The sequence below is a fragment of the Lacticaseibacillus suibinensis genome, from assembly GCF_003946175.1.
GTDB lineage: Bacteria > Bacillota > Bacilli > Lactobacillales > Lactobacillaceae > Lacticaseibacillus > Lacticaseibacillus suibinensis.
This window is the reverse complement of record NZ_RHOK01000007.1, coordinates 69,353-83,214: the sequence shown is the minus strand read 5'-3', so window position 1 is coordinate 83,214 and position 13,862 is coordinate 69,353. Positions and strand designations below refer to the sequence as shown.

Genomic DNA, 13,862 nt, shown 5'->3' with positions numbered 1-13,862 from the left:
GAAAGGCAAAAACCAGCCAAAAGCCGTGTTGTTTCACGTGAAACAACACGGCTTTTGATTTGTTACCTGATTCTTAGCGGCATCACGACTAGATCACTGCTTTCAAAGCAGCTAGAACCAGCCGTTTCATCTGCCACAAGCCAGGCGACGTTACGAGGCAAGCCGGTGTTCGCTCACCAAGGTCTCCAATCGCTGCCGGGCTTCGGTGGTATGCACCGAGGTCAACTGTGGCACCAAAAGTTCAAGCATGGTGTCATCATACTGCCACCATTGAAATGCTTCTAGCCAGTCAATCGTCGTTTGGTCGAAGCGGGAACGAATAATTTTGGCGGGATTGCCGCCCACGATGGCATAGGCAGGGACGTCTTTCGTGACCAGGGCATAGGCACCAATGACGGCGCCGTCGCCAATTTGCACCCCAGGCATAATGACGGCGTGGCGGCCGATCCAGACATCATTGCCAATGACCGTGTCGCGTTTAACGGGCATATCGGCTTTGGTCATGCCTTGCAGCGCAAGCAAGTCCCGGTCTAATTCAGGAAAAATGAAGGTGGAGAACGTGTTCATGGGGTGGTTAGCCGCTCCCATAATAAAGCGCACGTTGCGGGCAAAACTGCAGAAGCTGCCGATGAGCAAACGATTGTGGCCGGGACGATTGTATAGAATATTTTCGGTGTTGAAGTCGGCCCCATCCGCGGCATCGTAAAAGTTGTGACGGCCGACGAGAACGTTGCTGGCGAGTTTTTGATTTTCAATCCACATGAGCATGACCTACTTTCTGAAGATGAATTTGCGGACGGCATAAGTGATGACGAAGCTGAGCACGAGGCCGCCTGCCAGTGCCGGGAGGAGATCGATGCCAAGCAGGTGCGGTCCGTAATTGACAAGGTAGGTGCCGGAATAGCTACCTAAGGCACCAAACACGAAATCTAAGCCCAACATGATGAGACTTTTTTCGTGCCAGATTCGGTCGATGGCATAAACCACGGCCCCCATGGCGAAACCGACAATAACAGCAGTAAGGATGGCTAGTAACATTTTGAATACCTCTTTCTAGATTAACGGTGAGTGGGGAGCTTGATGTTCGGCCGGCGCGTTGTTTGCCGCCAGATCAATGCCAGCGCACTGGATAAGGCGACCAGCACTAGGAGTTGACGTTGCTTCATGGGCATCGCCTCAGTGCAGCAGCTGGAAAGCTTGCTGACAATACGCTGCGGCGGCGTCATAGGCTTGTTCCAAAATTGGGGCGACTTTGGCGATGCGGCGGGTCTTAGCCCAGCCGTAGCTGAAATAGCCAAGTGCCCAGCCGATAAAGGCCGGAACGGCCAGAATAGCGCAGAGAATGACGAGCTGATTCGTGACGGCGAACACCGAGCCGGCCATAAACGCGGTGCCAATCAAACCGATGGTCATGGCGATGATGGTGGGGTAGGAAGCTTTGCTCCGTTCCAGCCCGGCCGCCGCCGCCATTTCCTGTTCAAATTGTTTTTGCAGGCGATTGAGGTTGGCTTTTTCCGGGAGGTTGCGGTCACGCTTGAGTTTTAAGGTGACCGTGTTTTTGCCGATGTCTGGGGTTTGGTCGATGACTGCCCAGCCGAAATTGGCGTAGCCGTCGATGTAGGCATTTTGCATCGTTTTGGGGATGCGTTGTTCGAAATATTCGAAAGCGATAAAGTTGTTTTCTGTCATGATATTGAGCTCCTTTTGGCTTAACTAATTAACAACGTCAGTATAGCCAGCAAGTATTGGCGAAATGTTCACGAGATGTTGCTGAGATGTTAATTCGCAAAAGTAGCCAAAAAAATTCGCCCACGCACAATGCGTAGGCGAAAGCGTTAGCGAGGAAGCGTTACGGTGAAAGTGCTACCGACGCCAACTTCACTGGTGACGGCGATGTGGCCGTGGACTAATTTCAGGATTGAAGCGACCATGGCCAAGCCTAGACCGTTGCCGAGGCCCGCGTGGGAGCGGTCACCTTGGAAGAACTTCTGAAACATATGGGTCTGGGTAGCCTGGTCCATGCCGATGCCGGTATCGGTGAAGCTGACTGCCACATGCTGGGCCTGAGCCTTGACCGCAAGCGTAATGGTGCCATGATCTGGCGTAAACTTGATGGCATTGGCCAGCAGATTGTTCCAGACGACTTTCAACAGCTCAGGATCACCCATCATGGCCAGTTTTTCCGGCATGGCGACTGCCAGCTCTAATTGGTGCTCATCTAACCTAGGGTCGCTGGCGAAGATGACCTGCGTCAGCTGTTCAACCAAGTCAAAAGTGGTGCGCTCCGGCTGGGTGGTTTGGGTTTCTAACTTATTGAGGCGCAAAATATTTGACACCAAATCTGCCAAGTCAGTAGCCGCAGTGTTGATGGTCGCAAGATAGGCCGCTTGCGTTTCAGAATCGAGATCGTCTTTTTGCAAGGCTTCAGAATAGCTTTTGATGACGGCGAGTGGCCGCTTAAATTCATGCGACACATTCGCCACAAAGTCACCGCGTAGAGTTTCAATCGAGCCGAGTTCGGCGACCATGGTGTTAAAATTAGCAAACATAGCATCGAGGTAATCGTAGCGCTCCGGGCGGTGGACTGGCGGCAAGTAAACGGAGTAATCACCACTTGCCACTTTTTCGGCGGCGATGCTTAGGGCCTGCAGCGGCTTGGCAAAAGTGCGATAGCGTTGCCACGCCGCCAGCAAGGCAAACCCGATTGCCACCAGCAAACAATAGAGCAAATACCAGCCGGCAAAAGGCGAAAGCACACTTTGCCAGTCGCCGCTATAGATCAGCCCTGGCACCGCTGCCAAAAGGCCGAAGCCTAGAAACAAAATGGTGAGTTCGATCCAAGAGAAGCTGGCCGCTTGGGCGCGAAAAGTAGGCTTATTTTTCGCCATTAAGCAGGACTCCTTTGTAGCCGAGGCCGTGAACGGTTTTGATGGCGAAACCGTCAGCGGTGGCGAATTTATCGCGTAGCTTGGTAATGTAGACATCGACTGCGCGCATCGAAGTTTCGCTATCAAGGTCCCAGAATTCATTGATTAATTCGGCGCGTGAAAAGGCGTGGCCGGGATAAGTTAGAAATTTGGTGAGCAGGTTGAACTCGCGCACAGTGAGGGCCACTTCTTCGCCATTGAGCAAGGCGACTCGCCCTTCCTGATCCAGGCTGACATTACCCACCACGAGCCGGCTGGTTTTGCCGATGTTGGCCCGGCGGAGTAAGGCGTGGACGCGCAGTTTCAACTCATCGAGCTGAATGGGCTTGATCATGTAGTCATCGATCCCGATGTTGAAGCCTTTCTCTTTGGAGGCGATGTCGTCGCGGGCCGTGATGAAAAGAATAGGAATGGCGGGATCCGTGCGGCGGACGGTTTCGGCGAATGAATAGCCATCAATGTCAGGCATCATGATATCAGAGAGGATCAAGTCGAAAGTTTGGTCGTACATCAGGTTGTACGCGGCATTGGCACTTAAGGCCCCAGCGGCCTGGTAGCCGGCCTGGGTCAGAGTCCGGGTCAGAATGGCGTTGAATTTTTCATCATCTTCGACGACTAGTATTTGTTGCATGAGCTTTCCTCGTTTTCTTCTTGAGTTAAATCACGATGCGCGGCAAACAACGTGATCCAAAGACCAACCAGAATGACCACCACACTGATGGCCATGCCAAACAGTCCGGTCGTCGTGGAGACGCTGGCACTGTGCTGGTAGGTCAACAGCGCATATTGCGTCAGTACCATTGCGGTCATGCCATCAGCGACGCTGTATGCTTTGAGGAGCGTGATCAAGGGACTCAGCAGATGCCGCGAACGCACCAGCCCGATGATTGCGGCGGTCAGTTTGGTAAAGCCAATCATGGCAATCACCAGTGCGGCGTTCAAGTCAAACTGCTGGTTGTAACCATGCCGATACATGACATAGCAGAAAATGCCGAAGGTAACGCCAATCAGACAAAAACCCAGGCCGCCTAAAGTTAAAAACGCCTGTTCTGCTTGGATTTTTGCCATGACCGGCGAATCACTGACGCGAATACGATGGTAGCGCCACAAGGCCAGGACTTTGACGGTTAAGAGGACGGTGTAATAAGCACCGAAAATCAGCAACCAACTGGAGAGAAAAACCACCCCCAGAAGCAATTTGGTCGCGGCCATCAGCAAACTGATGGGTACGGATAATGCCGCATATAAAGCAATCCGATCACGGCGATGGTCGAGATGGATTGGTAGATGAAATCGTTCAATGATGAAATTGAGCATGATTTGATCCTCCAGGCGGTTGGCTAAATTGAGTATAGCCTAGTTCGCCCCGTTCTCCTCAAAAATATCAGTCAGTCGGCCAGTGGTTGCAGGCGGGAAAAAGGATAGCAAAAAGAATGCTTCCGGCGCGACCGGCGAGGGTCACCAGTTTGAATGGTTGTAGCGCCATTTGCTCCTCTAAGTTTGATAATGCCAGCATAGTTGAGGGGCATTGGTGAAATGTTGCTAAGATGTTGCTGAAATGTTAATTCGTCTGGTGGTAACCAAATAGCGATTGCCATGAGCGGTGGCAATCGCTATTTGCGGGGTCAATTCGTGAGTGGCCTACGGTTTCTGCGTCGGCAGCTCCCGGAACTGCGCCGGCGACTGGCCGGTCCAGGTTTTGAAGTTGCGCTGGAAGCTCTTGGTGCTGCCAAAACCGCACACCGCCGCGATGTAATCAATGCTACTGGTGGTTTCAATCAACAGCCGCCGGGCGTTAAGCAGGCGCACGAGGCGCAAGTAGCCGCCAACGGTAAGTTGCAGGTGGGCCTGGAATTGCTGGTTCAAGGTGGTTAAAGAAACATGTGCCGCTGCGGCCAGTTCCGGGCCATGCAGCGGTTTGGCATAGTCGCGATTGATTACGGCCATCACCTGGTCCACCAGGTGCGGATTAGCGGTCACGGTTTGGGAAACGCTGGTGGTGAAGTGCTGGCCCAGTTCAATCAGCAGCGCGTAAAAGTGGCTCAAAATCGCCAGCCGCCGATACTCATCGACACCGGCGGCAATCAGGTCGCGGATGGCGAGACCATGGTCGTAGATGGCTTGGTAGGCTTCAGGGTGCGCTTGCCGCGGCTGGTCGCCTTGCATCTGCACGAGCCACTGGCCGCTGCTAGGGAGCTTGTGCGCTAGAAAGGTCTCATCGATAATGAAGCCAAACTCGTCCCAGGTGGCTTGCGAGTCGCCGCTGGCACTGTGAATCACCCGGCGGTCAGTGGCCCAGCAATCGCCAGGGTGATAGCGATAAGGGACGCCATTAGCGGTAAAAGTGAGCGGTGCGCCTGCCACCAGAAAGTTCAGCTCAATGCCAGGGTGCCAGTGGGCCGGGTAATCGATGCCTTCCCGCGGATCATTTTGAAAAAACTTGAAGGGCAAGTTGGGCCACTGTTCGACTTGCTCAAATAAAATCGGCATCGCAAAAACCTCCAAACTGTCTGGCATTGGTTTTAAAGTTGACCAGTTAGCGCTTTCTTTCATGCTACGATGAAGAAAAGCGAATCACAAGGAGGAATCTCATGACCATCAAACTCATTGCTTTAGATATCGATGATACCCTGCTCTCTTCACAAGGCAAAATCCTGCCGAGCACGCTGACGGCAATCAAAGCCTGCCTAGAGCGCGGCCTAAAAATTGTGTTGTGCACCGGTCGGCCGTTAGCTGGGGTGAAGCCGTACCTGACGGAACTCGGCGTGGCTGGGCCGGAGCAGTATGTGGTGACCTACAACGGCGCCGTGATTGAATCCATCACCGGCCAAGTGGTGGCCAAGCAGCTGATTGACAATGCCGGCTACCGGACCTTGACCGCTTTTGCTGCAGCGCATGACATTCCCTTCAACGTGCTGGATGAAAATAGCCAAATCTACACCGCTGATCACGATGTGGACTTTATTACCGCTGTGCAAGCCGTGGAAAATGAAGCCGGGCTGTTTATCCGCCAGCCGGAGGAATTACCTGCAAATTTTGCAATTGCCAAGGGCCTGTTCGTCGGCACCCAAGACCTGCTCGACGGGGTGGAAGATTCCGTGCGGGCGGCATTTGGGGATGATTATTCGGTCATTCGCGCCGGCCGTTACTTCCTGGAAGCGATGGCGAAAGGCGTCGACAAGGGCCAAGGCTTGAAGGCGTTGGGTGAAACCATTGGCATCACGCCAGACGAAATGATGGGCTTCGGAGACGAAGGCAATGATCTGGCGATGTTCAGCACGGTGGGCCTGGCGGTCTGCATGGGCAATGGCTCCGAACTCGCCAAGGCGCATGCTGATTACATTACAGATACTAATGACAATGATGGCATCTCCAAGGCCATTGAGAAGTTTGTGTTGAAGGCCTAACTGACCACAAGAAGGGTCGCCGCGTGCGGCCCTTTTTGTGTGGTCGCACCAAAAAACCGCAGCATGTGCAGCAACTGCGGTCGAGGAAAATCTAGTTGGTGACGCTCAGCCCAGCATGGATATGATCAAGGTTCCACTTCATCATGTCGTAGTAGGTATCACCGGGCTGGCCTTGTTTGGCGAGCGAGTCGGTGAAGACCTTTGAGAACACTTTGAGGCCGGTTTCCTGGGCCACCTTGTTCATCGCTTTCGGAGACACCGAAGTTTCAACGAACAGACTGCGCACATCAGAGCTTCTAATTTTGGCGAGCACCATTGCCATTTGCTCTGGCGTGCCTTGCGATTCGGTGTTAATTTCCCAGATATACGCCGGTGTGACGTGGTACGAGGCGGCGAAGTACTTGAACGCGCCTTCGGAAGTGACCAGCAGGCGCTGGCTGGCCGGTAAATCAAGGAACTGCGACTGAGCGGTTTGGTGCAAGGCGCCCAGTTTAGCGAGGTAGCGGTCCGCGTTTTGCTGATAATACTCGGCATTGGCGGGGTCCGCCGCCTTCATTTTAGCGGTGATGGTTTTGACGTATTGCATGCCATTGGCCAAATCGAGCCAGGCGTGTGGGTCTTGCTCGTTGACGTTGGTGGTGAGGTGCTGCGCCTTCACACCGGTACTTGCGGCGAACACGTCTTCATCGAAGTGTTTATGCGCGGTTGCCACCAGTTTGTTAAACCAGCCGCTGCCGCCGGTTTCGAGGTTCAGGCCGTTATGGAAAATCAAATCGGCCTCGGTGGCCTGGGCAATATCGGTTGGCTTAGGCTCGTATTCATGCGGGTCCACGCCGCGCTGCACGATGCTGTAGAGTTCGATGCGGTCTTGGCCGACATTGTGCACCATATCCTCCAAAATCGAGTTGGTGGTGACGATGCGCAGTTTTTGACCGGGGGCTTTGGCTTGCGGTGCGTCAGCGCGACCGCTGAGGAACCAGTAGACGCCGGAGAGCATGGCGACCACGGCAGCGAGGGCGATCCAGATGCGTTTCATCAGCGCACCTCCTGGCTGAGCTTAGGCCGCGCTTTTTTGCCGAGGCTGGCCTTCAGCCGCACAAAGCCTTGCTTCGGCGAGAAGATGAAGGCGATGGCGAAGAAGGCGGCGGCGACCAGCACAATCGCCGGGCCTGATGCCCAGTTGAAGGTGTAGCTGAGATACAAGCCGATAGTGGCGGAAACCACCCCGAAGGCCGCGGATAAAATCAGCATCAAAGACAAACGGTTGGTCCACAGAAAGGCGGTGGCAGCCGGGGTGATCAGCATCGCCACCACCAGAATGATACCCACCGTTTGCAGCGCCGACACCGTGACCAGCGTCAAAACCAGCATCAGGCTGTAGTGAATGAGCTGCACCTTCAGGCCATAAGTGGCGGCGAAGGTTTCATCAAACGAGGTGATGAGCAGCTCTTTGTAGAAAATGGTGACGAACAAAATCACAATGCCCAGCACAATGGCGGTGGTCATGATGTCATGGTTGCTGACAGCGAGGATATTCCCGAACAGAATATGATGCAGGTTCGTCGCGCTTTCCGCCATGGAGATCAGGATGAACCCCAAGGCGTAAAAGGCCGAGAACACCACCCCGATGGCGGTGTCGGTTTTGACCTTACTGTGCGCGGCGACGAAGCCAATCAGTAGCGCCGCCAAAATGCCGAACACGGAGGCGCCCACCAGCACGTTGATGCCCAGCATGTACGCCACGGCTACCCCTGGCAGCACCGCATGGGAAATTGCGTCACCCATCAAGGACATCCCACGCAAGATAATGAAGCTGCCGATAATGCCAGACATAATGCCGACCATGATGGCAGTGAGTAGGGCACTTTGCAAAAAGTCGTAGCGGCTCAAGGCCGCGAAGAATTCGGTAATCGTGGTCATGCTTGCACCTCCTGATCGAATAAAACCGCGGAGAGGTCCGCCGAGAAGGTTTGTTCAATGTTGCGGGCCGTGTAAACCTCATTGACCGGGCCGTAGTCGACAATGCCGTGGTTCATCACCACCAGGTCATCGAAGTAACGGGTGACTTTATTTAAGTCATGGTGCACCACAATGATGGTTTTACCGGCGTCACGCCATTGCTGCAAAATCGCCATGATGGCATTTTCACTTTGCAAATCAATGCCGACAAACGGTTCATCGAGGATGATGAGGTCGGCTTGTTGGACGATCGCCCGCGCCACGAAGACGCGCTGCAGCTGGCCGCCTGACAGGTTGCCGATTTGGCGTTGGGCAAAGGCGGTCATGCCGACCTGGTCCAAAGCGGCCAGCGCGGCTTGCCGCTGCGCCTTGCCGGGGCTGCGGAGCAGGCCTAAGTCGGCATAGGTGCCGGTGAGCACAACGTCTAAGACATTAATGGGGAAACTGAGATCAAGGTCTTTGCGCTGCTCGACGTAGGCAATGGCTTTTTTTTGGTGACTGAGCGGCTGGCCGTTGAATTCGGCAGTGCCGCTTTGGCTTTTAATCAGGCCTAACGTGGCCTTGATGAGCGTTGATTTTCCTGCACCATTGGGACCGATGATCCCAGTGATTTTGCCGGCGTTAAAGTTCACGGTCGCATCAGCAAGCACTGGTGTGGCATCGTAAGCAACGGTGAGGTTCTTGATGGTTAACATGGAACCCCTCCAATTTTTAGGCATGACTAAATTTCTTTCAAATCTATTGTATCGAAAACCGTTACTTTATACAAGTAAAATCGCGGTAAAGGCAGCAAGGCGGGCAACAGGCGCCTATGATGACCGAGGCAGAGAAAAATTTTAGCGGCACCAAGAAACCGGCCGGGTTAGGCTGTGAAAACCACCAGCGGCGGAACTTTGATGCTGGTCCACACATTTTGGCACGCTTTTTGCTTATAGCAGGGTGAACAGTGAGACAATCACAGTAGGAGGATCACATGACAGATAATCAAGCGTGGCTGGAAGCCACTTACCAAAAAATCATCGCCAAAGTGGCGGCGGAACGGGAGCGCATTGGCGCCGGCATTCCGTATATCGTCAAGGATGGCCGCTACGACGATAAATCTAATGATATTACTTGGTGGACCAACGGCTTTTGGGGTGGGCTGCTCTGGCAACTGAATCACGCCACCGGCGATGAAGCAGCGGCGGAAACGGCGCGGGGGCTGGAGGCCAAGCTTGATCAAGCCTTTCTGGAATTCAAGGGCTTGCACCATGACGTCGGCTTTATGTGGCTACCGACCGCGGTGGCGGATTACCGCTTAACCGGCTCCGAGCGCTCACTGCAGCGCGGCTTGCACGCCGCCGAGCTGCTGGCGGGGCGCTACAACCCGCGCGGCAAGTTCATTCGTTCGTGGAATCGCGACCGCGCTGGCTGGGTGATCATCGATTCGATGTTCAACATTCAACTGCTGTACTGGGCGACCGACGTCTTGAAGGATCCGCGCTTTAAGTTCATCGCTGATGATCACGCGCACACCGTGATGGAAAATATCGTGCGCCCAGATGGTTCCGTGGCCCATATTGCGGTCTTTGACCCCAACACCGGCGAGCTAGTGGAAACCTTGGGCGGTCAAGGCTACGGCGTGGGATCTAGTTGGTCACGCGGGCAGGCCTGGGCGATCAGCGGCTTTGCGCTGGCTTATGCGCACACCCATGAAGTGGCGTATCTTGATACGGCCAAAAAAGTCGCCAACTACTTTATCGCTAACGTTGCTACGACCGGGGATGTGCCGCTGGTAGATTTCCGGGCACCAGCCGAGCCAGTGCTAGTGGATACTTCAGCCAGCGCCTGCGCAGCTTGCGGGATGCTGGAAATTGCCAAGCATGTGCCGGAATTAGAGCGCCCGCTGTACGTGAATGCCGCCACCCGCATGCTGAAGGCGATTGCCGACCACCATGCCGATTGGAATTTGGCGACTGATGGGATTGTGCAAGATGCCACGCCGGCGTACCATGATGCCCAAAGCGAGCTGGAACGGCCGCTGATTTACGGCGATTACTATTTTGTGGAAGGAATTTTGCGCTTGCTGGGAAAGGACTTCTTGCTATGGTAATCGCTAATGTAAACGGCCAGCCCTGGCACGATGACCAAGGGGCGCTCATTCAGGCCCATGGTGGCAGCATTGTCCCTTATGAAGGTGAATATTTCTGGTACGGGGAAGACAAAGGCGTCGCGAACATTGCTGGCACCAGCCGCGTCCCGTTTGTCGGGATTGGTTGCTATCGCTCCACCGATTTGCTGACCTGGCACCGGGTCGGCGACGTGCTGACAGCCGCCAGTGATCCTAGCCAGCAGGTGCAGGCAGAATCGATTGTGGAGCGGCCCAAGGTGTTGTTCAATGCCCAGACCAAGCAATTCGTGATGTGGTGCCATTTTGACACGCCGGATTACCGCTTCGCTGGCTGCCTCGTCGCCACAGCCAAGCAGCCGACAGGGCCGTTCACGGTCCAGCAAATTCTGCGCCCGAACAATTTTGACAGCCGCGATATGACGCTATATGAAGAAAACGGCCAGGCTTATCTGGTCCACAGTGCCAACATGAACAAAACGCTGTACGTGGCCAATTTGACGCCGGATTACCTGGGCGTGACCGGCGAAGTGCGCAAGCTGTTCATTGATCAAGAACGCGAGGCCCCGGTGATTTTCCATGAAGGTGAGTGGTATTTCACCATCACCAGTGGCACCACCGGCTGGCGGCCTAATCCAGCGCTATTTTCCCGGTCGCACTTTCTGGTGGCCAATCAGAAGCTGATTGATAATCCTTGCGAGGGCCCAAAAAAGGCGACGACCTATGACGGGCAGCCAACCTTTGGCTTTCAGTACCAAGGCCAGTGGTATCTGCTGCTGGATCATTGGCAGCGTGAGGATTTGCAGCATTCTGGCTACAGCATTTTACCGATTGAAATTCACGGCCGCGATTTGGTGGTGCCGTGGGTGGATCAGCCGTTGCAGCGCAACACTGCCGTCAATGGCTAGTGTGCAGCAGATTGCACACTAAATTCGAACGAAGAAGTCAACATGGAGATGGTCAACGTGGTTAAAATTATTCTGGTTTCACATAATCAGCTTGCAGCAGGCATGAAACATGCCGTAGAAATGATCGCCGGCACCCAGCCGCAGCTGAGTGCTTATGGGCTGATGCCGGGGCAAAAACCGGATGATGTGGTGGCTCAAATTGCCAAAACCTTGCCGGCGGAAGAACCGGTGCTGATTTTGGCGGACTTGGTGGGCGGTTCCATGTGTAACGCCTGCATGGCCCTGTTAGTGCATGCCAATGTGCAGCTGATTGGCGGCATGAACTTGGCGCTGGTTTTGCAGCTGGTGCTGGCCCAGCAGTTCGACCAAGACAGCTTGCAGCACATCATGCAGCAGGCCCAGCAAGGCATTCAAGAAGTCAAACTGCAAAAAGTGACCGAAGATGACCCCTTCTTTTAAGCTGATTTGCACGGATCTTGACCGGACTTTTTTGAATGCGCAGGGCCAGCCTTCGCTTCAAAACGCCAACGCCATTCGCCAGGCCGTTGCGGCTGGGTATGCGTTTGTGGTGGCCTCCGGGCGGCGATTGGCCTCGATTGCAGCGCTGTACCAGGCACTAGGGGTGCGCGGCGATAAGATTTTCTTCAATGGTGCCTGCATTGCCGATGCCGACAATCAAGTGATTGCCAGCACCGCCTTGACGCCGGCGCAACTGACGACGCTGATGGCGATTGGCCAACAGTTTGGCTTGAATTTGTCGCTGTCAGCGCTTGAGGCCGGGTTTGAGTACGTGCCGCCAGCTGCCACCTGGGTGCCCGGGTATTTGAAGGAGCTACCACATGATTTAACCGCTTTGACCACAGCTGTTCAAACTACCACGATTTATAAGCTAAGTTTTAGCGGTGAACGCCCCGCCCTGGAAGCCGCAGCGGCCGCCGTGCGGTCGCAAACTGCGGTGACCTGCAGCTGGACGGATACGCATTTTCTCGAAATGACCGCGCCAGGCGTCAATAAATTAACCGGCTTGCAGCATTTATGCGCCTTGCGCGGCATTGCCATGGCGGCCACGGTGGCGTTTGGTGATTATGAAAATGATGCTGCGCTGCTGCACGGGGCGGGGCTCGGGGTGGCGATGAGCAACGCCTTGCCCGTGGTGCAAGTCGCGGCGGATCAGGTGGTGGATAACCGCGCGTTTGATGGGGTCGCCCAAGTGGTGAGGACGCTACTTTAACGAAAGGAGAGGATTCACGTGAAACCCACGCAACAGTTCGATTTTGTGCAAAATCAAACTCAAGTCCAGAAGTTCACGTTGACGCAAGGGATGCGGCAGTCCATTTTAATGCTGCAGCTCGACGCCTTGGATCTGATCGATTACCTCAAAAACGTCAGCCTGGAAAATCCGCTGCTGGAGGTGCGCACGCACTTAGCACCGCCAGCGGCGCCAGGGGCCCCAGCCGCCGAGCAGCCGTTAGCAGATACGCATCAATCCTTGTTCGAGTATCTGTTGACTCAAGCGCAGCTGACCATGCGTGATACGCCACTGCGCACCTTGGTGATTTACCTAGTGCAGCAGCTCGATCCGCGTGGGTATCTGCCGCTAAGTGATGCCGAGATTCAAAAGGAGCTGGGCATCGACGCGATCACGCTGGCCGATGCCAAAACCTTGCTGCAGCGACTGGATCCACCAGGCGTGGGCGCCCATGACTTGCAGGAATGCTTGTATTTGCAAGCGGAGCAAGACCCAGATCCGATTCCAGACGGGGTATTGGCGCTGCTGCAGGAGCATTTTGACGATTTAGTGGCCCACCGGTATCAGCCCATCAAACAGGCATTAGGCCTGGATGATGCTGGACTCACCGCCTGCTTGCATTACGTGCAAACCCTGTCGGCCGATCCCGGCTTGGCGTATAACCATACGCCGGTTGAATTTGTGGTGCCGGAGCTGACGGTCACCGTGCGCGACGGCAAAGCTAGCCTGAAGCTCAATCGGCGGGGCCAGGCCGAGCTGATTTTCGCCCAGGCCACCTATGATGAGCTGAAAGCCACAGCGGACGCTGAGGCGCGGGAGTACTTGCAGGCCAAAAAAGAGCAGTTTCGCGCGCTGGAATACGCTTTGCAGCGGCGCGAAAACACGCTGACCACGATTGGCCGGGAAATTGTGCGGCGCCAATTCGCCTATTTTGAGAATCCTCAGCAGCCCTTGGCGCCGCTTTTGCTGCGGGATATTGCCCAGACTTTGCAGATTGCGGAATCCACCGTCTCGCGGGCGATTAATGGCAAGTATTTGCAAACCGATTTTGGCGTGTTCCCGCTGAAAATGTTCTTCTCGCGCTACGCGCCAGCGGTGGCAACCGAGGCGGCGCATTCCACGGATCAGCTGATCAAGGCGCTCAAACAACTGGTGGCGGCAGAAGATTCTAAGCATCCGTTGAGCGATGAAGCCTTAGCCAAGCAGCTCGCCGCGGCTCATTTTGCCGTCGCGCGGCGCACCGTCGCCAAGTATCGGCAAAAAGCCGGCATCGCGCCAGCGCATGCGCGGAAACAGCCATAAAGA

Annotated in this window: 16 protein-coding genes; 6 read left to right on the top strand and 10 right to left on the bottom strand. The window is 54.8% G+C overall.

The genetic code is table 11. The features are described from left to right. Positions 1 to 150: 150 nt before the first annotated feature. The 7 genes from EKM90_RS13185 to EKM90_RS05010 form a co-directional block, all read right to left on the bottom strand. Positions 151 to 762: a CatB-related O-acetyltransferase gene (locus EKM90_RS13185; protein ID WP_318530978.1), complete on the bottom strand. Its 612-nt coding sequence runs from the start codon at positions 760 to 762 to the stop codon at positions 151 to 153. 9 nt (positions 763 to 771) lie between these two features. Continuing rightward, positions 772 to 1,038 (bottom strand): hypothetical protein, encoded by a 267-nt coding sequence (locus tag EKM90_RS05035; protein WP_125580322.1) that lies wholly within the window; start codon positions 1,036 to 1,038, stop codon positions 772 to 774. A gap of 138 nt (positions 1,039 to 1,176) precedes the next feature. Continuing rightward, the gene (locus EKM90_RS05030) at positions 1,177 to 1,689 is read right to left on the bottom strand and encodes a hypothetical protein (protein WP_125580320.1); all 513 of its coding nucleotides are present in this window, start codon (positions 1,687 to 1,689) and stop codon (positions 1,177 to 1,179) included. A gap of 146 nt (positions 1,690 to 1,835) precedes the next feature. Beyond that, positions 1,836 to 2,888, bottom strand: coding sequence for a HAMP domain-containing sensor histidine kinase (locus EKM90_RS05025; RefSeq protein ID WP_164507861.1), 1,053 nt, complete (start codon positions 2,886 to 2,888; stop codon positions 1,836 to 1,838). Beyond that, positions 2,875 to 3,558: a response regulator transcription factor gene (locus EKM90_RS05020; RefSeq protein ID WP_125580316.1), complete on the bottom strand. Its 684-nt coding sequence runs from the start codon at positions 3,556 to 3,558 to the stop codon at positions 2,875 to 2,877. Before EKM90_RS05020 ends, EKM90_RS05025 begins: the two co-directional genes overlap by 14 nt. After that, a complete protein-coding gene (locus tag EKM90_RS05015; protein ID WP_125580314.1) occupies positions 3,543 to 4,244 on the bottom strand; it encodes a hypothetical protein in 702 nt (233 codons plus the stop codon). The genes EKM90_RS05020 and EKM90_RS05015 overlap by 16 nt, the downstream gene beginning before the upstream one ends. Positions 4,245 to 4,568: 324 nt before the next feature. Next, entirely contained in the window at positions 4,569 to 5,417 is an 849-nt protein-coding gene (locus EKM90_RS05010) for an AraC family transcriptional regulator (RefSeq protein ID WP_164507860.1), read from the bottom strand. Between the two features lie 101 nt (positions 5,418 to 5,518). Between EKM90_RS05010 and EKM90_RS05005 the strand changes: the two genes are divergently transcribed. Then, positions 5,519 to 6,334: a Cof-type HAD-IIB family hydrolase gene (locus EKM90_RS05005; protein WP_125580310.1), complete on the top strand. Its 816-nt coding sequence runs from the start codon at positions 5,519 to 5,521 to the stop codon at positions 6,332 to 6,334. 91 nt (positions 6,335 to 6,425) lie between these two features. Here EKM90_RS05005 and EKM90_RS05000 read toward each other — a convergent pair whose 3' ends face one another. The 3 genes from EKM90_RS05000 to EKM90_RS04990 are packed head-to-tail and all read right to left on the bottom strand — an operon-like array spanning position 6,426 to position 8,988. Further along, on the bottom strand, positions 6,426 to 7,370 hold the full coding sequence (locus EKM90_RS05000) for a metal ABC transporter solute-binding protein, Zn/Mn family (protein WP_125580308.1): 945 nt from the start codon (positions 7,368 to 7,370) through the stop codon (positions 6,426 to 6,428). Beyond that, positions 7,370 to 8,254 carry a metal ABC transporter permease gene (locus EKM90_RS04995; protein WP_125580307.1) on the bottom strand — a complete coding sequence of 295 codons (885 nt, stop codon included), beginning with the start codon at positions 8,252 to 8,254 and terminating at the stop codon, positions 7,370 to 7,372. The genes EKM90_RS05000 and EKM90_RS04995 overlap by 1 nt, the downstream gene beginning before the upstream one ends. Further along, the gene (locus EKM90_RS04990) at positions 8,251 to 8,988 is read right to left on the bottom strand and encodes a metal ABC transporter ATP-binding protein (RefSeq protein ID WP_125580305.1); all 738 of its coding nucleotides are present in this window, start codon (positions 8,986 to 8,988) and stop codon (positions 8,251 to 8,253) included. The genes EKM90_RS04995 and EKM90_RS04990 overlap by 4 nt, the downstream gene beginning before the upstream one ends. Positions 8,989 to 9,266: 278 nt before the next feature. On the opposite strand from EKM90_RS04990, the gene EKM90_RS04985 reads away from it, so the two are divergent. The 5 genes from EKM90_RS04985 to rpoN are packed head-to-tail and all read left to right on the top strand — an operon-like array spanning position 9,267 to position 13,859. Then, on the top strand, positions 9,267 to 10,385 hold the full coding sequence (locus tag EKM90_RS04985; protein WP_125580303.1) for a glycoside hydrolase family protein: 1,119 nt from the start codon (positions 9,267 to 9,269) through the stop codon (positions 10,383 to 10,385). Continuing rightward, on the top strand, positions 10,379 to 11,308 hold the full coding sequence (locus EKM90_RS04980; protein WP_125580301.1) for a glycoside hydrolase family 43 protein: 930 nt from the start codon (positions 10,379 to 10,381) through the stop codon (positions 11,306 to 11,308). Before EKM90_RS04985 ends, EKM90_RS04980 begins: the two co-directional genes overlap by 7 nt. Before the next feature lie 42 nt (positions 11,309 to 11,350). Next, entirely contained in the window at positions 11,351 to 11,767 is a 417-nt protein-coding gene (locus EKM90_RS04975; protein WP_125580299.1) for a PTS sugar transporter subunit IIA, read from the top strand. Beyond that, complete coding sequence (locus EKM90_RS04970) at positions 11,751 to 12,539, top strand: HAD family hydrolase (RefSeq protein ID WP_125580297.1); 789 nt, start codon at positions 11,751 to 11,753, stop codon at positions 12,537 to 12,539. The genes EKM90_RS04975 and EKM90_RS04970 overlap by 17 nt, the downstream gene beginning before the upstream one ends. A gap of 18 nt (positions 12,540 to 12,557) precedes the next feature. Further along, positions 12,558 to 13,859, top strand: a complete 1,302-nt coding sequence (gene rpoN, locus EKM90_RS04965) for an RNA polymerase factor sigma-54 (RefSeq protein WP_125580295.1) — start codon at positions 12,558 to 12,560, stop codon at positions 13,857 to 13,859. Positions 13,860 to 13,862: the final 3 nt, after the last annotated feature.